This window comes from Citrobacter sp. MGH105, assembly GCF_001037485.2.
GTDB lineage: Bacteria > Pseudomonadota > Gammaproteobacteria > Enterobacterales > Enterobacteriaceae > Citrobacter > Citrobacter portucalensis.
Genome location: NZ_CP073048.1, coordinates 959,021 through 982,883 on the forward strand (window position 1 = coordinate 959,021; position 23,863 = coordinate 982,883).

Below are 23,863 nucleotides of genomic sequence, written 5' to 3' on the forward strand. Positions count from 1 at the left end.
ATAGCGATTCAGCCTTATCCGGCCTGCGAGTGGAGTCTCTTACAGGCCGGGAAAGCGTCAACGCGACCCGGCTTTTTTATTTAGCACCTTACCCGTGCAGAAAATCTTCGCGAATTGGGGTAAAGGTATCCAACAGCGTTCCCGGTTTTAAGCAGACGCAGCCATGCATAATGTTGGGCTGTTTATACAGGGTATCGCCCGCCCTAACGATATGTTTCTCTTCGTCGATGGTAAATTCAAACTCACCGGACAACACGTAAGTCAGCTGCTCGTGCGGATGATTGTGCATCGGGCCGATTGCGCCTTGCTCGAAGTTCACCTCAACCGCCATCATGTTACCGCCGTGAGCAAGAATGCGCCGGGTAACGCCATTGCCCAGATCGTCAAGTGTGGTCTCTTTATGAAAAATAAACATCCGGCCTTCCTGTAATTAATTAAAACAATGTTTCATTAAACCTATATCAGAAAATTAAAAAAAGAAATGCACGCCAACAGATGTGGAAAGTTGATCACATCTTTGGTTCACTGGAGAGACAACAACGAGTCAGGGGAAATGATGAAAACGATCGGTCTGTTAGGCGGTATGAGCTGGGAATCTACCATTCCTTATTATCGACTCATTAATGAAGGCGTAAAACAGCGTCTGGGCGGCCTGCATTCTGCGCAGATTCTGTTGCACAGCGTGGATTTTCACGAGATTGAAGTCTGCCAGTCAAGCGGTGACTGGCAGCGAGCCGGTGAGATCCTCGCGCAGGCCGCCACAGGGCTACAGCAAGCCGGGGCGCAAGGAATTGTGCTGTGTACCAACACCATGCACAAAGTTGCTGAGGCGATTGAAAGCGCCTGTGATGTGCCGTTTCTGCATATTGCCGACGCGACGGGGCGGGCGATACAAAAGCAGCAGATGAACAACGTGGCGCTACTGGGTACGCGTTACACCATGGAGCAGGATTTTTACCGCGGGCGTTTACAGACTGAATTCGGCATTAGCACGCTGATCCCTGAAGCTGATGATCGTCAGAAAATAAACCAGATTATTTTCGATGAGCTGTGTCTCGGTGAATTCAGCGAGGCTTCCCGCGATTATTACCTGAGCGTCATCGACCAACTGGCGAAACAGGGGGCGCAAGGGGTTATCTTTGGCTGTACCGAGATTGGTCTGCTGGTTCCCACCGAGCTAAGCCCACTACCGGTTTTCGACACTGCGGCAATCCATGCGCAAGATGCGGTGGCGTTTATGCTTTCGGCTGCGGATGCAAAATAGCCTCCAGTGGGTCAATAAGCCTCGGTAGATGGGCCTGCAGATGCGCCGTAAAAGCATCAACCAGCGCCGAGGCGGGGCGATGAAGCGGGTGAATCAGGCTGACTGTAAAGGGGACCGAAATACTGAAGCGGCGGATAACGACTCCGTTGCTGGCGTAATCCAGCGCGGTCAGTGGGTTCACCACCGAGATCCCCACACCTGCCCGTACCATTGCACAAATTGAAGCGGCGCTATGGGTTTCAATCACCATGCGGCGCTTCACCTGGTGCTCATTAAACAGGGTATCCAGTAGCTGACGGTAGCTGTCGGTGCGCGACAGGCTGATGTAGTTTTCTCCCTGAAAATCCTGCGGCGTTAACACCGCTTTCTTAGTCAGCGGATGGCCCTGCGGCAGCACGCACACTTCATCCAGCGCCAGCAATTCGGTGCGTTTCGTTCCGGCAGGCGTATGCAGCGTTTCCGTTAACCCCAGATCGTGGCGCTGCGCCGACAGCCACTCTTCCAGCAGCGGTGACTCCTGCGGCACTATCTGAATATTGACCTGTGGATAGCGAGCGAGGAATGGCTGCAGCAGCGGCGGTAAAAAAGACTGTGAGAATACCGGCAGGCAAACAATCGACAATTCGCCCTGGCGAAACTCGCGCAGGCTTTCGGCGGCGCTCACAATTCTGTCCAGGCCATACCACGAACGTTGCACCTCTTCAAACAGACGTAACCCTTGCACGGTTGGGTGCAGTCGGCCACGCGTACGTTCAAACAGCGTTAATCCCAGCACTTTCTCGAATCGGGCCAGTTCCCGGCTGACGGTGGGCTGCGAGGTATGTAGCATGCGCGCGGCTTCTGTCAGATTGCCTGCCGTCATGATGGCGTGAAAAATTTCGATGTGTCGCAGGTTAACGGCGGGCATGGGCAATCCTCGAATGAATCAATCCATATCATTTTTGCATAGACTCACGATAAAACGATATTTTTTATTCTTTTCGGGCTGTGGCGTAATCATAAAAAAGCCAATACCGGAGCACACCATGCCACGCCCACTCAATAGTACTGACACTGACCTGACCGCCGACAACCTGCTGCGCCTGCCTGCCGAATTCGGCTGCCCGGTGTGGGTCTATGATGCTCAGATTATCCGCGGGCAGATTGCCAAATTGAGTCAGTTTGACGTGGTGCGTTTCGCCCAAAAGGCATGTTCGAATATTCATATTTTGCGCCTGATGCGCGAGCAGGGCGTGAAGGTTGATTCCGTCTCGCTTGGCGAAATTGAACGTGCGCTGGCGGCAGGCTTCGTACCGGGGAAAGATGAAATCGTCTTTACCGCCGATATGATTGATGAAGCGACGCTCGCGCGGGTGCATGAATTGCGCATTCCGGTAAATGCCGGGTCGGTGGATATGCTGGAACAACTGGGCCAGGTCTCGCCGGGCCATCGCGTGTGGCTACGCGTAAACCCTGGCTTTGGGCATGGGCACAGTCAGAAAACCAATACCGGCGGCGAAAACAGCAAGCACGGGATTTGGTATAGCGATCTTCCCGCGGCGCTGGAGGTGATTCAGCGATATAAGCTGAAGCTAGTGGGGATTCATATGCATATCGGCTCCGGCGTGGACTATGCGCATCTGGAGCAGGTGTGCGGTGCGATGGTGCGCCAGGTGGTTGAATTTGGCCAGGATCTGGAGGCGATCTCCGCAGGTGGTGGTTTATCAATCCCGTATCGCGAAGGCGAAGAGGCGATCGATACCGATCACTACTTTGGATTGTGGAACGCTGCGCGTGAACAGATTGCTAAACACCTGGGTCACCCGATCGCGCTTGAGATCGAGCCGGGTCGTTTTCTGGTCGCGGAAGCTGGCGTGTTAGTGGCGCAGGTACGTAGCGTAAAAGAGATGGGTAGCCGTCACTTTGTGCTGATCGATGCGGGCTTCAACGATCTAATGCGCCCGGCCATGTACGGTAGCTATCACCATATCTCAGCGCTGTCAGGAGATGGTCGCTCTCTGGAACACACCCCACAACGGGAAACCGTGGTAGCCGGGCCGCTGTGCGAATCTGGTGACGTGTTTACCCAGCAGGAAGGCGGAAATGTGGAAACCCGTCTGTTGCCTGCGGTGGTGCCGGGCGATTATCTTGTGCTGCATGATACCGGGGCGTACGGCGCGTCAATGTCGTCAAACTACAATAGCCGTCCGCTGTTGCCGGAAGTTTTGTTCGATAACGGCGTGGCGCGACTGATTCGCCGTCGCCAGACCATTGATGAGCTGTTAGCGCTGGAATTAATCTGATTACAGCGTTGTGAAATGCCGGATGGCGCTACGCTTATCCGGCCTACAAGATTAACTGCGCCGCCATCCGGCATTTGATTACTTAAAGTATGGCCCGAGCGTTACTGAGTCACGTAGTACCAGTTTGCCGGTGAACGGTGGGATTGGCTCGACGCTCTCGCCGTTGGCCAGCCGGATAGCCTGGTCGATTGCCGTGGTTATCATGGTATCAATCGGTAGATAAACGGTAGACAGCCCCGGCTCCAGCCATTTGGCGCTGGGCGCATCATCAAAACCAAACAGTGAGACGTCCGTTGGGATCCTTAGCCCGGCCTGATGTAACGCTTTTGATGCGCCTAATGCCATGTCATCGTTACAGGCGAACAGGGCGCTAAATTTCACCCCTTCCTCCAGCAGTTCACGGCAGGCCTCATAGCCTCGCGTCATCGTGGAGTCGCCGTATTTGACCTTATCGGGATCCCAGGGAATACCGTTTTTTTCCAGCGCTTTACGATACCCCATCAGGCGTGATTTACCGGTAGGCGTATGGCCAGGCACAGTGATACAAGCAATATCGCTATGGCCCTGCGAGATCAGATAATTGACCGCCTGATAGGCCGCGTCTTCCTGTTCAAAGAAAATTGCGCGATCGCGGGCCTGGCTGACATCACGGTTGATGACCAGCAAGGGCATAGCAATGCTGTTCATCAACGACATAATCGCCTTTTCACTCATATAGCGGGTATAGAGAATAATGGCGTCGCACTGCCTGTCCGCCAGCATTTGCACGGCTTCCTGCTCACGCTCTGGTGTGTCGTGGCCGTCGGTGACGATCAACTGCTTGCCGTGAGATTCCGTCTGGCGTGAAGCCTGTTGCAGCAGGCGGCCAAAGTAGAATCCATCAAATGTGGAAACTACCAGACCAATGCTGTTGCTGGTGCGGTTTGCCAAAGAGCGCGCTAAAAAATTAGGCCGATAATCAAGTGCCTGCATGGCCTTAAACACTTTCTGGCGCGTGCTCTCTTTTACCTGACCCGTGCCATTCAGTACGCGCGAAACGGTCGCTTTTGAGACGCCTGCGTGTCGTGAAACGTCCAACATCGTAGTCATAACGCTATCCTGGTTATTCGTTTGACGATGAATTCCCCGGCTCTGTCAGCGTCGAAACGGAATGGCGACGCACCAGAGTTGGGTTAAAAACGTGGGTAATTTCAGGCACGGGACGCTTCTCCGCCAGCGCGAGCGCCAGTTCGGCAGCCTGGGTTGCCATCGTCACGATCGGGTAGCGCACCGTGGTCAGACGCGGGCGCACGTAGCGGGAAACCAGCACATCATCAAAACCAATCAGCGAGATTTCTCCCGGCACATCAATGCCGTTATCATTCAATACGCCCATGGCACCAGCCGCCATTGAGTCGTTGTAGCAGGCTACCGCAGTGAAGTTTTTGCCACGGCCAAGTAACTCGGTCATAGCCTGTTCACCGCCGCTTTCATCCGGTTCACCAAACGTTACCAGTCGATCGCTGACAGGAATATTGCTCTCTGCCAGCGCGTCGTAATAGCCTTGCAGACGATCTTCCGCATCTGAAATCGTGTGATTGGAGCACAGATAACCAATGCGCGTATGGCCCTGCTGAATGAGGTGTCGGGTCGCGAGCCAGGCGCCGAAACGGTCATCAAGGGCAACGCAGCGTTGTTCGAATCCCGGCAGAATTCGGTTAATCAATACCATGCCGGGGATTTGCTTCATGAGTGATGCCAGCTCAGCATCCGGGATAATTTTCGCGTGGACAACAAGGGCTGCGCAGCGGTGGCGAATGAGCTGTTCAATCGCCTGTCGTTCCTTCTGTTCGTTATGGTAGCCGTTACCAATCAGTAAAAAATTACCGGTGTTATACGCCACCTGCTCGACAGCTTTAACCATTGCCCCAAAAAATGGATCGGACACATCTCCAACCACCAGACCGATGGTTTCAGTGGATTGTTGTGCCAGCGCACGCGCATTGGCGTTGGGGTGGTAGCTGAGTGATTCCATTGCACTCGTTACGGCCAGGCGCGATGCTTCGCTGGCTTTAGGAGAATCATTAATCACTCGAGAAACGGTGGCGACTGATACACCAGCTAGTCGGGCTACATCCTTTATGGTCGCCATGATAGTACCTGTTGTGGGTAAACGCTTACATTCCGTCAGTGTTACGGAAAATGGCTGGCTGTTCAAGCAGATTGCCCGTCAGAACGTCGCAAATGTGAGCGCAAACGAGCGAAGTAAGACAGAAAATAGAAAATGCTAATTTTTGCTTACACTTTGCGATGTGCTGTTGCGATTGTTCGCTGGTGAGAGAACTGAGCAGATTGCTAGAGTTGAGATCCCAGAGGTATTGATAGGTGAAATCAACTTTCGGGTTGATCACTAGAATTACACCAGCCTGCGCAGATGCGCAGGTTTTTTTTTACCTTCAGTCTATCTGTAACAGTAACCGATAATTTACACAACTCGTTGCATTTGGGTTCATTCCTTTGCGTTTTCGCACTGGCGTATCTGGCTGCTGACGACCACAATCAAGATCCCAGAGGTATTGATTGGTGAGATTATTCGGTACGCACTTCGTACCTGTCTCTTGCACCAACCTGCGCGGATGCGCAGGTTTTTTTTCGGATTGTATTTACCAGTTACCTGTCGCGCCAATTCCCCAACTCGTATACTCTCCCACCATTGATGTTTATATAATTAATGGCACAGGGAGTTGAGATGCTATTTGGCTTTTTTCGTAATCTGTTTCGCGTGCTTTTCCGCGTTCGCGTCACGGGCGATGTCAGCGCGCTACAGGGAGAACGCGTTCTAATCACTCCCAACCATGTCTCATTTATAGACGGCATCCTGTTGGCGCTCTTTTTACCGATTCGTCCCGTCTTCGCTGTTTACACCTCGATCAGCCAGCAATGGTATATGCGCTGGCTAACCCCGCTGATTGATTTTGTACCGTTAGATCCAACCAAACCGATGTCGATTAAACATCTGGTTCGTCTGGTCGAACAGGGCCGTCCGGTGGTTATTTTCCCGGAAGGACGTATTTCGACCTCCGGCTCGTTAATGAAAATTTATGACGGCGCGGGGTTTGTTGCCGCTAAGTCGGGGGCGACGGTGGTTCCTGTGCGCATTGAAGGCGCGGAGCTTTCCCGCTTTAGCCGCCTGAAAGGTTTGGTTAAACAGCGATTCTTCCCGCGCATCCGCTTACACATCCTACCGCCCACACAACTGCCGATGCCGGAAGCTCCGCGTGCTCGCGATCGCCGCAAAATTGCCGGAGAGATGCTGCATCAAATTATGATGGAAGCACGCATGGCGGTTCGTCCGCGTGAAACGCTATACGAGTCGCTGCTGGCGGCGAAATACCGTTTTGGCGCAGGCAAAAACTGCATTGAAGATGTTAACTTTACCCCGGACAGCTACCGCAAGCTGCTGACAAAGACGCTCTTTGTGGCCCGTATTCTGGAAAAATACAGCGTCGAAGGTGAAAAAATCGGCCTGATGCTGCCAAACGCGGGGATCAGCGCAGCGGTCATTTTTGGTGCCATTGCGCGCCGACGCATTCCGGCCATGATGAACTACACCGCGGGCGTGAAAGGATTAACCAGCGCCATTACTGCGTCTGAAATTAAAACGATCTTCACATCCCGACAGTTTCTCGATAAAGGCAAACTCTGGCATTTACCGGAACAGCTCACCCAGGTGCGTTGGGTTTATCTGGAAGACTTAAAAGCTGATGTGACCTTTAGCGATAAGCTGTGGATTTTCTCACATCTGCTGGCACCGCATCTGGCGCAGGTGAAGCAGCAGCCGGAAGACGCTGCGGTGATCCTCTTTACTTCTGGTTCAGAAGGCCATCCGAAAGGTGTGGTTCACAGTCATAAAAGCATTCTGGCGAACGTTGAGCAGATCAAAACGATTGCCGATTTCACCGCCGATGACCGTTTTATGTCGGCGCTGCCGCTGTTCCACTCCTTTGGCCTGACGGTGGGATTATTCACGCCGCTACTGACTGGCGCAGAAGTGTTTCTTTATCCCAGCCCGCTGCATTACCGCATTGTGCCAGAGCTGGTATATGACCGGAACTGCACCGTGTTGTTTGGTACTTCAACGTTCCTCGGCAACTACGCGCGTTTTGCGCATCCGTACGATTTCCACCGCCTGCGCTATGTGGTGGCGGGAGCGGAAAAACTTCAGGACAGCACAAAGCAGCTGTGGCAGGAGAAATTTGGCCTGCGCGTTCTTGAAGGCTATGGCGTGACGGAATGTGCGCCGGTTGTGTCGATTAACGTACCAATGGCGGCAAAATCGGGAACGGTAGGGCGCATCTTGCCTGGTATGGATGCTCGACTGTTGGCCGTTCCGGGAATTGAGGACGGTGGGCGTTTACAGCTGAAAGGTCCTAATATTATGAGCGGCTATTTGCGCGTCGAAAAACCTGGCGTGTTGGAAGTGCCGACGGCAGAAAATGCGCAAGGTGAGATTGAGCGCGGCTGGTATGACACCGGAGACATCGTGCGCTTTGATGAAAACGGCTTTGTACAGATTCAGGGGCGCGCTAAGCGTTTCGCTAAAATTGCCGGAGAGATGGTCTCGCTGGAAATGGTTGAGCAACTGGCGTTGGCGGTATCCGCAGACAAAATGCACGCCACGGCGATCAAGAGTGATGCCAGCAAAGGTGAGGCGCTGGTGCTGTTCACTACCGACAGCGAGCTGACACGTGAAAAACTACAGCAGTATGCGCGGGCGCACGGTGTACCTGAACTCGCCGTACCGCGTGATATTCGCCATCTGAAGCAACTCCCCTTACTCGGCAGCGGTAAGCCGGATTTTGTTACGCTGAAAAGCTGGGTTGATGAGCCGGAAAAACAACATGAGTGAGTCAGTGCACACTAACACTTCAATCTGGTCCAAAGGGATGATGTCCGTTATCGCCGCGCAGTTTTTATCGGCGTTTGGCGATAATGCGTTGCTGTTTGCTACGCTGGCGTTGCTGAAAGAACAATTCTATCCGGACTGGAGTCAGCCAATCCTGCAAATGGTGTTTGTGGGCGCTTACATTCTGTTTGCTCCCTTTGTGGGACAGGTGGCGGATAGCTTTGCCAAAGGCAGAGTGATGATGTTCGCGAACGCTCTGAAACTGCTGGGTGCGGCGAGTATTTGCTTCGGCATTAATCCGTTTCTTGGGTATACGCTGGTGGGAATCGGCGCGGCGGCATATTCACCGGCCAAGTACGGCATTCTCGGTGAACTGACTACCGGTGACAAACTGGTGAAGGCTAACGGCCTGATGGAAGCCTCCACCATTGCCGCGATTTTGCTCGGTTCTGTCGCCGGCGGCGTTCTGGCCGACTGGCACGTGATGGCCGCGCTTTCTGCCTGTGCCCTGGCCTATGCTGGCGCCGTGGTGGCTAACCTGTATATCCCGAAACTGGCCGCGGCTCGTCCTGGCCAGTCCTGGCATCTGGGGAAAATGACGCGCAGTTTCTTCTGTGCCGCCTCCTCGCTGTGGCGCAACGGTGAAACACGCTTCTCGCTGGTGGGAACCAGCCTTTTTTGGGGCGCGGGCGTTACGCTGCGTTTTCTGCTGGTGCTGTGGGTCCCGGTGGCGCTCGGCATCACCGATAACGCCACCCCGACCTACCTCAATGCCATGGTAGCAATCGGGATTGTGGTCGGTGCGGGTGCGGCCGCGAAGCTGGTAACGCTGGAAACCGTGTCGCGCTGTATGCCTGCGGGGATCCTGATTGGCATCGTGGTGCTGATTTTCTCTCTTCAACATTCGCTGCTTCCGGCCTACGCATTGCTGATGCTTATCGGCGTGTCGGGTGGCTTCTTTGTGGTGCCGTTGAATGCGTTGCTGCAGGAACGGGGTAAGAAAAGCGTCGGCGCGGGTAATGCGATAGCGGTGCAAAACCTGGGTGAAAACAGCGCGATGCTGTTGATGCTCGGGATTTACTCACTGGCGGTGCTGGTAGGGATCCCGGCAGTTGCGATTGGTATTGGATTTGGTGCGCTGTTTGCGCTGGCGATTGCGGCGCTGTGGATTTGGCAGCGCCGCCAATAGTCTGTTGTATGCTGTTGCCGGATGGCGGCGTTGCCTTATCCGGCCTACAGGATGCTCACTTTGTAGGCCTGATAAGCGTAGCGCCATCAGGCGCTAATCGTCACGGTGCGAGATGAGTATGCTATGAATGTGCCGGATGGCTGCGTTGCCTTATCCGGCCTACAGGATGCTCACTTTGTAGGCCTGATAAGCGTAGCGCCATCAGGCGCTAATCGTCACGGTGCGAGATGAGTATGCTATGAATGTGCCGGATGGCTGCGTTGCCTTATCCGGCCTACAGGATGCTCACTTTGTAGGCCTGATAAGCGTAGCGCCATCAGGCGCTAATCGTCACGGTGCGAGATGAGTATGCTATGAATGTGTCGGATGGCGGCGTTACCGTATACGGCCTACAGGGCGTTCACTTTGTAGGCCTGATAAGCGTAGCGCCATCAGGCGCTAACTGTTACGGTGCAGGATAGGTATACACCTGATGCACCGCTTCAATCTCTGCCAGTACTTCTTCGCTCAACTCCAGATGCAGGCTTTCAACGTTGGTTTTTAGCTGCTCCATCGTCGTGGCGCCCAGCAAAGTGCTGGCGACAAACGGCTGACGACGCACGAATGCCAGCGCCATTTGCGCAGGATCCAGATTATGGCGTTTCGCGATATCCACATAGGCCGCAACGGCTTTCTGCGTCTGCTCGCCGCTGTAGCGCGTGAAACGGCTAAACAACGTATTGCGTGCACCGGCAGGTTTCGCGCCGTTCAGGTATTTCCCGGTTAACGTACCGAAACCCAGGCAAGAGTAAGCCAGCAGCTCAACGCCTTCATACTGGCTCACTTCAGCCAGTCCAACCTCAAAGCTGCGGTTCAGCAGGCTGTAGGGGTTCTGGATGGTGGCGATGCGTGGCAGATCGTGTTTGTCCGCCAGGTGCAGATAGCGCATCACGCCAAACGCGGTTTCATTAGAAACGCCGATGTAGCGAATTTTCCCGGCGCGCTGAAACTCGGCCAGAGCGTCCAGCGTATCGAGAAGGGAAACGACCGGCGCGGAGTCTGTCCAACTGTAGCCTAACTTACCAAAACAGTTGGTCGGGCGCTGCGGCCAGTGAACCTGATACAGATCCAGATAATCGGTTTTCAGTCTTTTCAGGCTGTCGTGCAGTGCTTCACGGATATTTTTACGGTCCAGCGCCTGATTCGGTCGAATGCCGCTGTCGTTGTTACGTGATGGTCCGCTGACCTTAGACGCAACGATCAGCTTTTCGCGGCTGCCGTGTTTGGCGAGCCAGTTACCTACGTAGGTTTCGGTGAGACCCTGGGTTTCAGGACGCGGCGGTACCGGATACATCTCGGCAACGTCGATCAAATTAATGCCCTGTGCTACTGCATAATCGAGCTGTGCATGTGCGTCGGCTTCGCTGTTTTGTTCACCAAACGTCATTGTGCCCAGCCCCAGTGTACTGACTTCCAGCGAGCTGTGGGGTATACGGTGATATTGCATAGCCGTTTCCTTTTTATAATCACGACATAAGGATTATAAAAATGGCTGAGGGAAGAGAAAAAGGGAAGTAAAATTGTTAAGGCCAGCGCGCTGCTGACCTCAACCATCAGCGTTCAATGATTTGAGACACATCATCACGGTTAATCTGCATAGCATTGCCCTGCTGGTCGTGATAGCTCACCAGACCAGTATCATCGTCAATTTCTGGTTTTCCATCGGTCAGGATCATTCGACCATCTTTTGTCGCCATAACATAATCGCTGCTGCATCCGGAAACGGCAAAAGCCAGTCCTACGGCGGAAATCAAAACTGCCCATTTTTTCATCTGCTTATCCTCACATGGCCTGCGTCTGACAATAGTTTAGTAATAACGCGAAGTTGTGCAGGGTGAAAGCAGTAAAATCTTAAACTGTGAGAAGGGGTAGGTGTGGCTGGCATTCGCTCCCCTTGCGGGGAGCGATGGATTTCATCAGAGCGGATTTTTTTTATTACGCCACAGGTTCAGGGTCTCTACCGCGATAGAGAAGAACATGGCGAAATAGATATATCCTTTCGGAACGTGGACGTCGAAACTTTCCAGAATCAGCGTAAAACCGACCAGAATCAGAAACGAGAGCGCCAGCATTTTCACCGAAGGGTGGCGATCGACAAACTCGCCAATTGGGCGCGCGGCAAACATCATCACGCCTACGGCAATCACCACCGCCGCCATCATGATAAACAGATGATCGGACAAACCAACCGCAGTAATCACGGAATCCAGACTGAAGATAATGTCTAACAACATGATCTGTACAATCGCGCCCAGGAAAGAAGATACGCGGGTTTTTAACCCCTCTTCCTCACCTTCAATGGATTCGTGGATCTCCTTGCTGGCTTTCCAGATCAGGAACAATCCCCCCAGCAGAAGGATCAGGTCACGTGCTGATATCGCCTCGCCAAACAGCTCGAATAACGGGTTTGTCAGCCGCGTTACCCAGGCGATAGAAGCCAGCAGTGCCAGACGCATGATCATCGCCGCCGCCAGCCCAATACGTCGGGCATGATTGCGTTGCGCTGTCGGGAGTTTGGCTACAACCAGAGAAAGGAAAATAATATTGTCGATCCCAAGAACGATCTCCAGCAGCGTCAGCGTACCGAGCGCAAGCCAGGCGTTAGGATCGGTTATCCATGCAAATAACATCGAACAAAGTCCTGCCAAAAAAAAGAAGCGGTAATTATAGGCCCGTAACGCGGCGGGTGAAAGGCCGGACGGTGCCTATTGCGCCTGGAACAAGAAATGTCGCTCAAGCAATGCGCGGGTGAAGTTCTTTTTCAGGTAAAAGCCGCGTGGCAGGGTCAGGATGGGTTCGCCGTTGGCGCCAATGGCCTCGGTAAGCGCGCGGGCGTTGGCGGCTTTAGGACGCAGTTGCAGTACTTCCCCATGGCGAGCGGTGATGCGTTCGACATGACCTAACACAATCATGTCCATTAACTCTTCCCAGTCCAGACGCAATTGCCGGTCTTCTTCTTCATTCGGGCTCCACAGCAGGGGAGAGCCGACGCGGCGCTCAGCCAGAGGGATGCTGCGTTCGCCTTCTACCGGGATCCACAGAACACGTTTGAGTTTGTGTCGTACATGGCTGGTTTCCCAGGTGACGCCGGTATTGCCGGTTAACGGCGCCACACACACAAAGGTGGTTTCCAGCGGTCTGCCAAGACTGTCCACAGGGATCGTTTTCAGCTCCACGCCCAGCGCCGCAAAATCCTGCTCTGGTTTACTGCCCGCGCTGGCACCGAGCCAGATTTCCAGCAGGACGCCAATCCAGCCTTTATCGCGCTTAAGATCCTTCGGCGTAACGATTCCCGCCATTGCCGCTAATTCTCCTAACGCGTAGCCCGAAAGCTGCCGTGCCTGGCTCAGCAACTGGGCTTCAGATTCAGGGGGAGAAAGCAACGGACGGAGTTCTGGCATCGGGTTAACCCTTAGGTGAAAAAATGAGCAATGATTTTATACCGTGTGGACAGAGTTTATCTTTTTCCACATGCTTTATTCAATTCTATGATTTATATTGGTTTTTAGATTCACGTTCGCGGAGTTGCGCAACAGCGAAGCGGGTTTTCCAATTCTGGTCACTGACAATGAACAGGATCTTACACCATGTTATCCACAGAAAGATGGGATAACTGTGAAAAACCCCCACTACTGTTTCAATTTACAGCCTTGACGTGCGACGAAAATCGAATTTTCACACAAATTGTGCCTAACTTATTGGCATAATCTGTGGATAAAACCAACGCTGGTCGATCTTTCATCAGCGTGAAGATCGTATGCGTGATGCACATCACATTTCTGTGTGTTTATCTGCGTGGATCGGTTTTAACTTTATGAATGTATAAGAGTATTTTTGATATGTGACGAATGTCTTATTCGGACTGTTCTGGGTTTTCCCATAGTAATTCCGTACTTCTTCACAACTATATCCACAGAAAAGGTGAATAAAATCGCCTTGCTTGCCCTTCTTCTGTTTATAACTCGGCCTTTAACTGTGAGTTATTCAATTGTTATTAGAATATCGCACCCTTAACAGAGTGGTTTACCGCCCCTCAGGAGTGTGAAACAATCGTTTGTATATAAGGTTTATGTTGAGGTAGTCCGGTGATTGATGACGATGGCTACCGCCCGAATGTAGGGATAGTAATTTGTAACCGCCAGGGGCAGGTCATGTGGGCCCGGCGATTTGGTCAGCACTCCTGGCAATTCCCACAAGGTGGGATCAACGCAGGAGAGACAGCAGAGCAGGCGATGTACCGGGAACTCTTTGAAGAAGTGGGTCTCAGTCGTAAAGATGTACGGATCCTTGCTTCTACTCGTAACTGGTTGCGTTACAAGTTACCGAAACGTTTGGTGCGTTGGGACACGAAGCCGGTTTGTATCGGCCAGAAACAAAAATGGTTTCTTCTGCAATTGGTCAGCAGCGATGCTGAAATCAATATGCAAACCAGCAGTACACCTGAGTTCGACGGCTGGCGCTGGGTGAGTTACTGGTATCCGGTTCGACAGGTGGTGTCATTTAAACGCGATGTCTATCGCAGGGTGATGAAAGAATTCGCAAGTGTTGTCATGGCGCTTCAGGAGAGCACTCCTAAACCGCAAAGCGCACCTGCGTACAGACGTAAAAGAGGTTAAGCTACGCAAATTATGCTCACCCGCCTGCGCGAAATAGTCGAAAAGGTGGCCAGTGCTCCGCGTCTGAACGAAGCGCTGAATATACTGGTTACCGACATCTGTCTTGCGATGGATACAGAGGTCTGTTCGGTCTATCTGGCCGATCACGATCGACGTTGTTATTACCTCATGGCGACCCGGGGACTAAAAAAACCACGTGGTCGCACTGTCGCACTCGCGTTTGATGAAGGTATCGTTGGCCTGGTTGGCAGGCTGGCGGAACCTATCAACCTCGCCGATGCGCAAAAACATCCCAGCTTTAAATACATTCCTTCAGTAAAAGAAGAGCGTTTTCGTGCATTCTTAGGCGTACCGATCATTCAGCGTCGCCAGCTTTTAGGTGTGCTGGTGGTGCAGCAGCGTGAACTGCGTCAGTACGATGAAAGTGAAGAGTCTTTCCTCGTCACGCTCGCCACGCAAATGGCGGCCATACTTTCGCAGTCGCAGCTAAACGCGCTGTTCGGCCAGTACCGTCAAACGCGCATCCGTGCGCTGCCTGCCGCTCCCGGTGTGGCGATAGCCGAAGGTTGGCAGGATGCGACGCTGCCGTTGATGGAACAGGTCTACCAGGCTTCAACGCTGGATCCTGTGCTTGAGCGCGAGCGACTGACCGGTGCGCTGGAAGAGGCGGCGAACGAATTCCGCCGCTACAGCAAGCGTTTTACCGCTGGGGCGCAGAAAGAAACGGCGGCGATCTTTGATCTTTACTCGCACTTACTTTCCGATACCCGTCTGCGCCGCGAGCTGTTTGCGGAAGTGGATAACGGTTCGGTGGCCGAGTGGGCGGTTAAAACGATCATCGAAAAGTTTGCCGAACAGTTCGCCGCGCTGAGCGATAACTACCTCAAAGAGCGGGCCGGAGATTTACGCGCGCTGGGCCAGCGTCTGCTGTTCCACCTTGATGACTCTATCCAGGGGCCAAATGCCTGGCCGGAACGCTTTGTGCTGGTGGCGGACGAACTTTCGGCGACCACGCTGGCGGAGCTTCCTCAGGACCGGTTAGTTGGCGTGGTTGTCCGGGACGGCGCAGCCAACTCTCATGCGGCAATTATGGTGCGTGCGCTGGGTATCCCTACCGTTATGGGGGCCGATATCCAGCCGTCGGTGCTGCATCGCCGTACGCTGGTGGTGGACGGTTATCGCGGTGAACTGCTGGTCGATCCGGAACCGGTATTGATCCAGGAATACCAGCGTCTTATCAGTGAAGAAATTGAGCTGAGCCGCCTGGCGGAAGACGACGTCAACCAGCCAGCACAGCTGAAAAGCGGCGAGCGCGTGAAGGTGATGCTCAATGCGGGCCTCAGCCCGGAACATGAAGAAAAGCTGGGTAGCCGAATCGACGGCATTGGCCTGTATCGCACCGAAATTCCGTTCATGCTGCAAAGCGGTTTTCCTTCGGAAGAAGAACAGGTTGCGCAGTATCAGGGGATGCTGCAAATGTTTAACGACAAGCCGGTGACCCTGCGTACGCTGGATGTCGGCGCCGATAAACAGCTGCCCTATATGCCGATCAGTGAAGAGAACCCCTGCCTTGGCTGGCGAGGGATCCGCATAACGCTCGATCAGCCGGAGATCTTTTTGATCCAGGTTCGCGCTATGCTGCGTGCGAATGCGGCAACCGGAAACCTGAGCATTTTGCTGCCGATGGTAACCAGCATCGATGAAGTGGACGAAGCGCGACGTTTGATTGAACGCGCCGGACGCGAAGTGGAGGAGATGATCGGTTACGAGATCCCGAAACCGCGCATTGGCATCATGCTGGAAGTTCCGTCGATGGTGTTCATGCTGCCGCATCTGACAAACCGGATAGACTTTATCTCGGTTGGAACCAACGACCTTACCCAGTACATACTGGCCGTCGATCGTAACAACACACGGGTAGCCAGCATTTATGACAGCCTGCATCCGGGGATGTTGCGTGCGCTGGCGATGATTGCGCAGGAAGCCGAAAGAAGCGGTATCGATTTGCGCCTGTGTGGTGAAATGGCGGGCGACCCGATGTGCGTGGCTATTCTGATCGGTCTCGGTTTCCGTCATTTGTCGATGAACGGTCGTTCTGTCGCTCGCGTAAAATATCTGCTGCGCCATATCGATTTTGATGAGGCGCAAACGCTGGCGCAGCGCAGCCTGGAGGCACAGATGGCAACAGAAGTACGCCATCAGGTAGCGGCCTTCATGGAGCGTCGTGGCATGGGGGGCTTGATTCGCGGGGGATTGTAGGTCTGACAAGCGTAGCGCTATCAGGTATTACGGGGGATAGAGATTACCTATACAGATCTTTTACATCTTCCCGGCATCCGCTTCTAACCCCTTGTGCTATCATTCGCACCTTTGGAGCGCCTGCATTATGCAGGCGCGCTTATCAATTGCTGTCTGACTTCAGCGAAATAACAAGAACTTGTGGTGACAGATGACCAGTAGCTATCTGCATTTTCCGGATTTCGATCCGGTCATTTTCTCAATCGGACCCGTCGCGCTTCACTGGTACGGCTTAATGTATTTGGTGGGGTTTATTTTCGCGATGTGGCTGGCGACGCGCCGCGCGAATCGTCCGGGCAGTGGCTGGACCAAAAATGAAGTAGAAAACTTACTGTATGCGGGCTTCCTCGGGGTTTTCCTCGGTGGGCGTATTGGTTACGTACTGTTCTATAACTTCCCGTTATTCCTCGATAATCCCCTGTATCTGTTCCGCGTCTGGGACGGCGGTATGTCCTTCCACGGTGGACTTATCGGTGTGATCCTGGTGATGATTATCTTCGCCAAACGCACTAAGCGTTCGTTCTTCCAGGTTTCTGATTTCATTGCCCCGCTGATTCCGTTTGGCTTGGGTGCAGGGCGTCTGGGCAACTTTATCAATGGTGAGCTGTGGGGACGCGTTGACCCGAACTTCAAGTACGCCATGCTGTTCCCCGGCTCCCGTACCGAAGATATTTTACTGCTGCAAACTAACCCGCAATGGCAGTCTATTTTTGATACCTACGGCTCGCTGCCACGCCACGCCTCACAGCTTTATGAGATGGCGTTGGAAGGCGTTGTGCTGTTTATCATTCTGAACTTGTACATTCGCAAACCGCGCCCGATGGGTTCGGTATCCGGTCTGTTCCTGATTGGTTATGGCGCGTTTCGTATTATTGTTGAATTCTTCCGCCAGCCGGATGCGCAGTTTACCGGCACCTGGGTACAGTACATCAGCATGGGGCAGATCCTCTCTATCCCGATGATTGTCGCAGGCATTATTATGATGGTTTGGGCGTACCGCCGCAGCCCACAGCAACACGTTTCCTGAGGAACCATGAAACAGTATTTAGAACTGATGCAAAAAGTGCTGGATGAAGGCACACAGAAAAACGACCGTACCGGAACCGGAACGCTTTCCATTTTTGGTCATCAGATGCGTTTTAATCTGCAGGAAGGGTTCCCGCTGGTTACGACTAAACGCTGCCATTTACGCTCGATCATTCATGAGCTGCTGTGGTTCTTGCAGGGCGATACTAACGTTGCCTACCTGCATGAAAACAACGTCTCAATCTGGGACGAATGGGCGGATGAAAACGGTAATTTAGGCCCGGTTTACGGCAAACAATGGCGCGCGTGGCCTACGCCAGATGGTCGCCATATCGACCAGATCACCACCGTGCTAAACCAGCTGAAAAATGATCCGGACTCTCGCCGCATCATCGTTTCCGCATGGAACGTCGGTGAGCTGGATAAAATGGCGCTGGCACCGTGCCATGCGTTCTTCCAGTTCTACGTGGCGGATGGCAAGCTCTCCTGCCAGCTGTATCAGCGTTCGTGCGATGTGTTTCTCGGCCTGCCGTTTAACATTGCCAGCTACGCTTTGCTGGTACACATGATGGCGCAGCAGTGCGATCTGGAAGTGGGTGATTTTGTCTGGACCGGCGGCGACACGCACCTGTACAGCAACCATATGGATCAAACGCATCTGCAGCTTAGCCGTGAACCGCGCGTGCTGCCGAAACTGGTTATCAAACGTAAGCCTGAATCAATCTTTGACTATCGCTTCGAAGACTTCGAAATTGAAGGCTACGATCCGCACCCGGGTATTAAAGCACCAGTAGCTATCTAACCTGTTTCATGCTGTCACAACCGACGCCCATGTGCGTCGGTTTTTTTTGTCTCAAATCGCGTTCTTCGGCGTGGATTCCTGAAATATTGCAACGGCCTGTAACGTGCTAAATATTCCCCATAGCTCGCCGTAGAAACCGAATTTCCCGCTCGTTATTCATTTTCCTCACGCCATACTGGCGACATGAAAAAACAACAAGGTTACACGCTTCTCGAAACCCTGATTGCGATGCTGATTGTCGCGGCGCTTGGTGCATCTGGACTGTATGGTTGGCAGCGCTGGCAGCAGCAACAGCGGCTGTGGCAGACCGCCTGCCAGGTGCGGGACTACCTGCTGCAACTGCGTGAAGATGCTAACTGGCGTAACCGCGATCATGTGATAAGCGTGATTCGGGATGGCACATCATGGTGTTTTGTCAGCTCTGCGGCTTCGCAAACCACGTGTCGACCCGCTTCGTCTTTGGTTTTTACATCGCCCTGGGACGACGTCGAAATGGCAGAGATAACACCTTCACTGGCCTTTTTTGGACTGCGCAATACGGCATGGGCCGGACATATACGCCTGAAAAATACGGCAGGGGAATGGCGCGTGGTGGTGTCTGGCTGGGGACGAATCAGGCTTTGCGAGCGCGATGAGGCCAGATTATGTCAGTAAATGAACGGGGATTTTCACTGCTGGAGATGCTCATTGCCATGGCGATTAGCAGTATTTTATTGCTTAGCTCAGCACGATTTTTACCGGCGCTACAGCGAGAGATTCTGCGTAACACACGCCAGTTAGTACTGGAAGATGAAATATGGCAGCGGGTCTACACCGTGGCGAAGCATCTTCAGCGGGCGGGGTATTGCCGGGGACACTGTGTCGGAGAGGGACTGGTGATATCGGCTAAGGGAGACTGTGTTATTGCCCGCTGGGATGCCAACAGCAATGGCGTTTGGGAAAACAGTCCCGTGAAAGAGGCTGATTCTATTGGGTTTCGTTTACAGGACAAGGTGTTGGAAACCGTGCGTGGAGCCACCGGCTGCACTGGCAAAGGATGGGAGAAAATGACCGATCCGGTCACGATGCAGATTGAGGCATTCCAGGTTGAAAGGCTGAATTTCAGCGGATATTCCCCGCTTCTTACGCTGCGTTTGCGTGGAGTGAGCAATGACCAACCACAAAAAGTTGTTGAAGCGGTCTACAGCGTTACGGGATTCAACCTGTGAACCGTGAGAGAGGCGTATCCTCTCTGGCAATGGTCCTGTTGCTGCTGGTGCTCGGTAGTCTGCTGCTGCAAGGCGTTAGCAGACAGGAGGCCAGTTTTGCTGCGCGTGTGGCCACACAAAGTCAGGCGCTGCAGCGTCAGGCGGTAGTGCAATCCGCGATGGAATGGGGGCGTATGCAGCCCTGGCGCTTACAACCCCCCGTACAGTGTCGGCGCGTTCCCACGCAGGATGCCGCGGTTTGCCTGCGCCGGCTTACCAATAATTATGTGCTGCTTATTGCCCACTATGAAGGGATATCGTTATGGCGTCAGGGGGCGTTTATTGATGGCAACATAGAATTCTCGGCGCGTGGCTGGAGCGATTTTTGTCCGCTAAAGGAGCAGACGTTATGCCAGATCCCCTGAACAGACAGCGTGGCTTTAGTCTGCCGGAAGTGATGCTGGCAATGGTACTAATGGTAATGATTGTGACCGCGTTGTCAGGATACCAGCGGGTGCTAATGAACAGCTTTATCATCAGAAACCAGTATCAGCAACTCTGGCGCCACGCCTGGCAGCAAACCCAGCTATACCCGTTTTCATCGCCTGTGAACTGGCAGGTTAACCGAATGCAGACAACGAGAGCGGGATGTGTCAGCATCAACGTTATAATTTCTTCACCCCTCGGCAGGCAGGGTCAGATGACGCGTCTGCATTGCCCGAATCGTCAGTAGTCAGGAGTCGCTATGTTAAGGGTCTACCACTCCAACCGTCTGGATGTGCTGGAAGCGTTAATGGAATTTATCGTTGAGCGCGAGCGGCTGGACGACCCCTTTGAACCTGAGATGATCCTGGTTCAAAGTACCGGTATGGCGCAGTGGCTACAAATGACTCTTGCACAGAAGTTTAGTATTGCCGCCAATATCGATTTTCCGCTGCCCGCGAGTTTTATCTGGGATATGTTTGTGCGCGTGCTGCCGGATATCCCGAAAGAGAGTGCGTTCAGCAAACAGAGTATGAGCTGGAAGTTGATGACGCTGTTGCCACAATTGCTGGATAGCGATGACTTCGCATTGCTACGCCACTATCTGACGGACGATACTGATAAACGTAAGCTTTTTCAGCTTTCCTCGCGCGCGGCTGACCTTTTCGACCAGTATTTAGTCTACCGCCCTGATTGGTTGACCCAGTGGGAATCGGGGCGACTGGTTGAGGGACTCGGCGAGTCTCAGGCCTGGCAGGCACCGTTGTGGAAAGCGCTGGTGGAATACACCGCGGAATTGGGCCAGCCGCGCTGGCATCGTGCCAATTTATACCAACGATTTATTCAGACCCTGGAAAATGCGTCTGAATGTCCGCAGGGGCTGCCTTCTCGCGTCTTTATTTGCGGAATTTCGGCGCTACCGCCGGTTTACCTGCAGGCCTTGCAGGCGTTGGGTAAGCACATTGATATTCATCTGCTGTTTACCAACCCTTGTCGCTACTATTGGGGCGACATTAAAGATCCTGCCTGGCTGGCGAAGCTGATGGCTCGTCAGCGTCGGCACAGCTTTGAAGAACGGCATCTGCCGCTGTTTCGTGATAACCAGAAAGCCGAAGGATTATTTAACAGCGATGGCGAACAGGATGTGGGCAACCCGATGCTGGCCTCGTGGGGCAAGCTGGGGCGTGATTACATTTATTTGCTTTCGGAGCTGGAAAACAGTCAGGAACTGGATGCGTTTGTCGATATTACGCCTGACAACCTTTTGCATAATATTCAATCAGATATTCTGGAACTCGAAAGTAATGCCGTGGCGGGCGTTACGCTGGAAGAATATTCCCGTAGCGACAATAAACGCCGGCTTGAGCTGAACGACACCAGTGTGACTTTCCATGTCTGCCATAGCCCACAGCGCGAGGTGGAAATTCTTCATGACCGGCTGTTGGCCATGCTGGAAGCGGACCCAACGCTGACGCCGCGCGATATTATTGTGATGGTGGCGGACATCGACAGCTACAGCCCATTCATTCAGTCGGTCTTTGGTAGCGCGCCAGCCGAGCGTTACTTACCTTATGCAATATCTGACCGTCGGGCACGCCAGTCTCATCCCGTCTTACAGGCCTTTATCAGCCTGCTGTCGCTGCCGGATAGCCGTTTTGTCTCAGAGGATGTCCTGGCGTTACTGGATGTTCCCGTGCTGGCGGCGCGTTTCAACATTGATGAAGAAGGGTTGCGCTATCTTCGCTTATGGGTCAATGAATCCGGGATTCGTTGGGGAATTGACGACGATAACGTGCGTGAACTGGAACTTCCACCTACAGGTCAGCATACATGGCAATTTGGTTTAACGCGTATGCTGCTCGGCTACGCGATGGAAAGCTCGCAGGGCGAGTGGCAATCGGTATTGCCTTACGATGAGTCCAGCGGCCTGATTGCCGAACTGGTAGGGCATCTGGCCTCGTTGCTGATGCAGCTTAATCTCTGGCGTAGAGGGTTAGCGCAGGAACGACCGCTGGAAGAGTGGCTACCCATTTGTCGGGAAATGCTTAATGATTTCTTCCTACCGGACGCGGACACCGAAGCTGCAATGACGCTGATTGAACAGCAGTGGCAGGCCATTATTACCGAAGGTTTAGGGGCCGAGTACGGCGATGCTATACCGCTCTCTCTGTTGCGTGATGAGCTAGCCCAGCGCCTTGACCAGGAACGCATCAGCCAGCGCTTCCTGGCGGGGCCCGTTAACATTTGTACGCTGATGCCGATGCGCTCCATTCCGTTCAAAGTGGTGTGCCTGCTGGGTATGAACGATGGGGTTTATCCGCGTCAACTTGCGCCGCTGGGCTTTGATTTAATGAGCCAAAAACCGATGCTGGGCGATCGCAGTCGTCGAGATGATGACCGCTATCTGTTCCTCGAAGCATTAATTTCGGCACAGCAGACGCTCTACATCAGCTACATTGGCCGCTCTATTCAGGATAACAGCGAGCGCTTCCCGTCGGTGCTGGTGCAAGAACTGATGGACTACATCGGGCAAAGCCACTACCTGCCGGGCGATGAATCGTTGACCTGCGATCAAAGCGAGGCAAGGGTAAAAGCGCACATAACCCGTTTGCATACCCGTATGCCCTTTGATGCACAAAACTATTTGCCGGGCGAACAGCAAAGCTATGCCCGGGAATGGCTGCCTGCGGCGAGTCTGTCAGGAAAAGCGCACACGGATTTTGTGCAGCCTCTTCCCTTTGAAATGCCAGAAACGCTAACGCTGGAAACGCTGCAGCGATTTTGGGCACATCCGGTACGCGCCTTTTTCCAGATGCGTTTAAGGGTCAACTTCCGCTCTGAAGAGAGTGAGATCCCGGATACGGAACCTTTCACTCTTGAAGGGGTGACCCGCTACCAGCTTAATCAGCAATTGCTTAATACGCTGGTTGAAGAGAACGATGCTGAACGACTGTTCCGCCGTTTTCGTGCGGCGGGCGCGCTACCCTATGGGCCGTTTGGCGAAATTCTGTGGGATACGCAGCGTCAGGAAATGCAGTCGCTGGCTGAACGCATTATCGCCTGTCGTCAGCCCTGTCAGAGCATGGAAATCGATCTTAACTGTCACGGCGTGCAAATCACCGGCTGGCTGCCGCAGGTGCAAGAAGACGGTTTGTTGCGCTGGCGCCCATCTTTGATAAGCATTGCGCAGGGGGTGCAACTTTGGCTGGAACATCTTGTCTATTGTGCCAGTGGCGGTAGGGGAGAGAGCCGATTGTTCCTGCGTAAAGATGGAGAATGGCGTTTTCCGCCGCTGGATGCAGAACAGGCGCTGCTGTACCTGTCGCAACTCATTGAGGGGTATCGGGAAGGCATGTCGTCACCGTTGCTGGTATTACCCGAAAGCAGTGGTGCATGGATAAAAACCTGTTATGACGCCGCAAATGATGCCATGTTAGATGACGATGCAACGTTGCAAAAAGCGCGCAGTAAGTTTCTGCAAGCCTATGAAGGCAACATGATGGTACGTGGCGAAGGTGATGATATCTGGTATCAGCGTCTTTGGCGTCAACTGGATGCTGATACGCTGGAGGCTATTGTTTTACAGTCTCAGCGCTACCTGTTACCGATTTTTCGCTTTAATCAGTCATGATGATTGTATAAAAATTGCGCAATTCGATGGCTTCCACTATGATGCGCATTCTGTCACGGACTGATTCTTACAAAGAGAAGATGCTGGCTCGTTCAGCACATAGTCTTGCCCTGTTCAGATCATGTATTTATGCGTGGTTTGTAGTGAACAGGTGAATTCGT

General features: G+C 53.2%; 21 protein-coding genes. 13 read left to right on the top strand and 8 right to left on the bottom strand.

Annotation, left to right across the window (positions count from 1 at the left end; all coding sequences use genetic code 11):
• Positions 1-88 precede the first annotated feature (88 nt).
• Positions 89-415, bottom strand: a complete 327-nt coding sequence (locus SK35_RS04635; RefSeq protein WP_048215621.1) for a cupin domain-containing protein — start codon at positions 413-415, stop codon at positions 89-91.
• 141 nt (positions 416-556) lie between these two features.
• On the opposite strand from SK35_RS04635, the gene SK35_RS04640 reads away from it, so the two are divergent.
• A complete protein-coding gene (locus tag SK35_RS04640; RefSeq protein WP_048215622.1) occupies positions 557-1,264 on the top strand; it encodes an aspartate/glutamate racemase in 708 nt (235 codons plus the stop codon).
• On the opposite strand, the gene SK35_RS04645 is transcribed toward SK35_RS04640, so the two are convergent.
• A complete protein-coding gene (locus tag SK35_RS04645) occupies positions 1,236-2,171 on the bottom strand; it encodes a LysR family transcriptional regulator (RefSeq protein ID WP_048215623.1) in 936 nt (311 codons plus the stop codon). The two genes, SK35_RS04640 and SK35_RS04645, sit on opposite strands and share 29 nt — an antisense overlap.
• 118 nt (positions 2,172-2,289) lie before the next feature.
• On the opposite strand from SK35_RS04645, the gene lysA reads away from it, so the two are divergent.
• A complete protein-coding gene (lysA, locus tag SK35_RS04650; RefSeq protein WP_048215624.1) occupies positions 2,290-3,546 on the top strand; it encodes a diaminopimelate decarboxylase in 1,257 nt (418 codons plus the stop codon).
• A gap of 78 nt (positions 3,547-3,624) precedes the next feature.
• Here the strand turns inward: lysA and SK35_RS04655 are convergent, their stop codons facing one another.
• On the bottom strand, positions 3,625-4,635 hold the full coding sequence (locus SK35_RS04655; RefSeq protein ID WP_008785715.1) for a LacI family DNA-binding transcriptional regulator: 1,011 nt from the start codon (positions 4,633-4,635) through the stop codon (positions 3,625-3,627).
• A gap of 13 nt (positions 4,636-4,648) precedes the next feature.
• Positions 4,649-5,677: an HTH-type transcriptional regulator GalR gene (gene galR / locus SK35_RS04660; protein ID WP_048215625.1), complete on the bottom strand. Its 1,029-nt coding sequence runs from the start codon at positions 5,675-5,677 to the stop codon at positions 4,649-4,651.
• Between the two features lie 597 nt (positions 5,678-6,274).
• Between galR and aas the strand changes: the two genes are divergently transcribed.
• The gene (gene aas / locus SK35_RS04665; protein WP_003825593.1) at positions 6,275-8,434 is read left to right on the top strand and encodes a bifunctional acyl-ACP--phospholipid O-acyltransferase/long-chain-fatty-acid--ACP ligase; all 2,160 of its coding nucleotides are present in this window, start codon (positions 6,275-6,277) and stop codon (positions 8,432-8,434) included.
• On the top strand, positions 8,427-9,620 hold the full coding sequence (gene lplT / locus SK35_RS04670; RefSeq protein ID WP_048215626.1) for a lysophospholipid transporter LplT: 1,194 nt from the start codon (positions 8,427-8,429) through the stop codon (positions 9,618-9,620). The genes aas and lplT overlap by 8 nt, the downstream gene beginning before the upstream one ends.
• A gap of 445 nt (positions 9,621-10,065) precedes the next feature.
• Here the strand turns inward: lplT and SK35_RS04675 are convergent, their stop codons facing one another.
• The 4 genes from SK35_RS04675 to mutH form a co-directional block, all read right to left on the bottom strand.
• On the bottom strand, positions 10,066-11,106 hold the full coding sequence (locus tag SK35_RS04675; RefSeq protein WP_003825597.1) for an NADP(H)-dependent aldo-keto reductase: 1,041 nt from the start codon (positions 11,104-11,106) through the stop codon (positions 10,066-10,068).
• A gap of 106 nt (positions 11,107-11,212) precedes the next feature.
• Positions 11,213-11,431 carry a lipoprotein YgdR gene (gene ygdR / locus SK35_RS04680; RefSeq protein WP_000758660.1) on the bottom strand — a complete coding sequence of 73 codons (219 nt, stop codon included), beginning with the start codon at positions 11,429-11,431 and terminating at the stop codon, positions 11,213-11,215.
• 144 nt (positions 11,432-11,575) lie between these two features.
• Entirely contained in the window at positions 11,576-12,289 is a 714-nt protein-coding gene (locus SK35_RS04685) for a TerC family protein (RefSeq protein ID WP_003033961.1), read from the bottom strand.
• 75 nt (positions 12,290-12,364) lie between these two features.
• Complete coding sequence (mutH, locus tag SK35_RS04690; RefSeq protein ID WP_003033965.1) at positions 12,365-13,060, bottom strand: DNA mismatch repair endonuclease MutH; 696 nt, start codon at positions 13,058-13,060, stop codon at positions 12,365-12,367.
• Between the two features lie 684 nt (positions 13,061-13,744).
• On the opposite strand from mutH, the gene rppH reads away from it, so the two are divergent.
• The 9 genes from rppH (at position 13,745) to recC (ending at position 23,702) form a co-directional block, all read left to right on the top strand.
• Positions 13,745-14,275, top strand: a complete 531-nt coding sequence (rppH, locus tag SK35_RS04695) for an RNA pyrophosphohydrolase (protein ID WP_003825602.1) — start codon at positions 13,745-13,747, stop codon at positions 14,273-14,275.
• Positions 14,276-14,287: 12 nt separating this feature from the next.
• Positions 14,288-16,534: a phosphoenolpyruvate--protein phosphotransferase gene (gene ptsP / locus SK35_RS04700; RefSeq protein WP_003825604.1), complete on the top strand. Its 2,247-nt coding sequence runs from the start codon at positions 14,288-14,290 to the stop codon at positions 16,532-16,534.
• 190 nt (positions 16,535-16,724) lie between these two features.
• Positions 16,725-17,600 (top strand): prolipoprotein diacylglyceryl transferase, encoded by an 876-nt coding sequence (lgt, locus tag SK35_RS04705; RefSeq protein WP_003825606.1) that lies wholly within the window; start codon positions 16,725-16,727, stop codon positions 17,598-17,600.
• 6 nt (positions 17,601-17,606) lie between these two features.
• Positions 17,607-18,401: a thymidylate synthase gene (gene thyA / locus SK35_RS04710; protein WP_048215627.1), complete on the top strand. Its 795-nt coding sequence runs from the start codon at positions 17,607-17,609 to the stop codon at positions 18,399-18,401.
• Between the two features lie 183 nt (positions 18,402-18,584).
• Positions 18,585-19,055, top strand: coding sequence for a prepilin peptidase-dependent protein (locus SK35_RS04715; protein ID WP_048215628.1), 471 nt, complete (start codon positions 18,585-18,587; stop codon positions 19,053-19,055).
• Positions 19,046-19,609 (top strand): prepilin peptidase-dependent protein, encoded by a 564-nt coding sequence (locus tag SK35_RS04720; RefSeq protein WP_048215629.1) that lies wholly within the window; start codon positions 19,046-19,048, stop codon positions 19,607-19,609. Before SK35_RS04715 ends, SK35_RS04720 begins: the two co-directional genes overlap by 10 nt.
• Positions 19,606-20,013, top strand: a complete 408-nt coding sequence (locus tag SK35_RS04725) for a DUF2509 family protein (RefSeq protein WP_048215630.1) — start codon at positions 19,606-19,608, stop codon at positions 20,011-20,013. The genes SK35_RS04720 and SK35_RS04725 overlap by 4 nt, the downstream gene beginning before the upstream one ends.
• Positions 19,998-20,321 (top strand): prepilin-type N-terminal cleavage/methylation domain-containing protein, encoded by a 324-nt coding sequence (locus SK35_RS04730; RefSeq protein ID WP_003825617.1) that lies wholly within the window; start codon positions 19,998-20,000, stop codon positions 20,319-20,321. Before SK35_RS04725 ends, SK35_RS04730 begins: the two co-directional genes overlap by 16 nt.
• Before the next feature lie 12 nt (positions 20,322-20,333).
• Positions 20,334-23,702, top strand: coding sequence for an exodeoxyribonuclease V subunit gamma (recC, locus tag SK35_RS04735; RefSeq protein WP_048215631.1), 3,369 nt, complete (start codon positions 20,334-20,336; stop codon positions 23,700-23,702).
• The last annotated feature ends 161 nt before the right edge of the window (positions 23,703-23,863 follow it).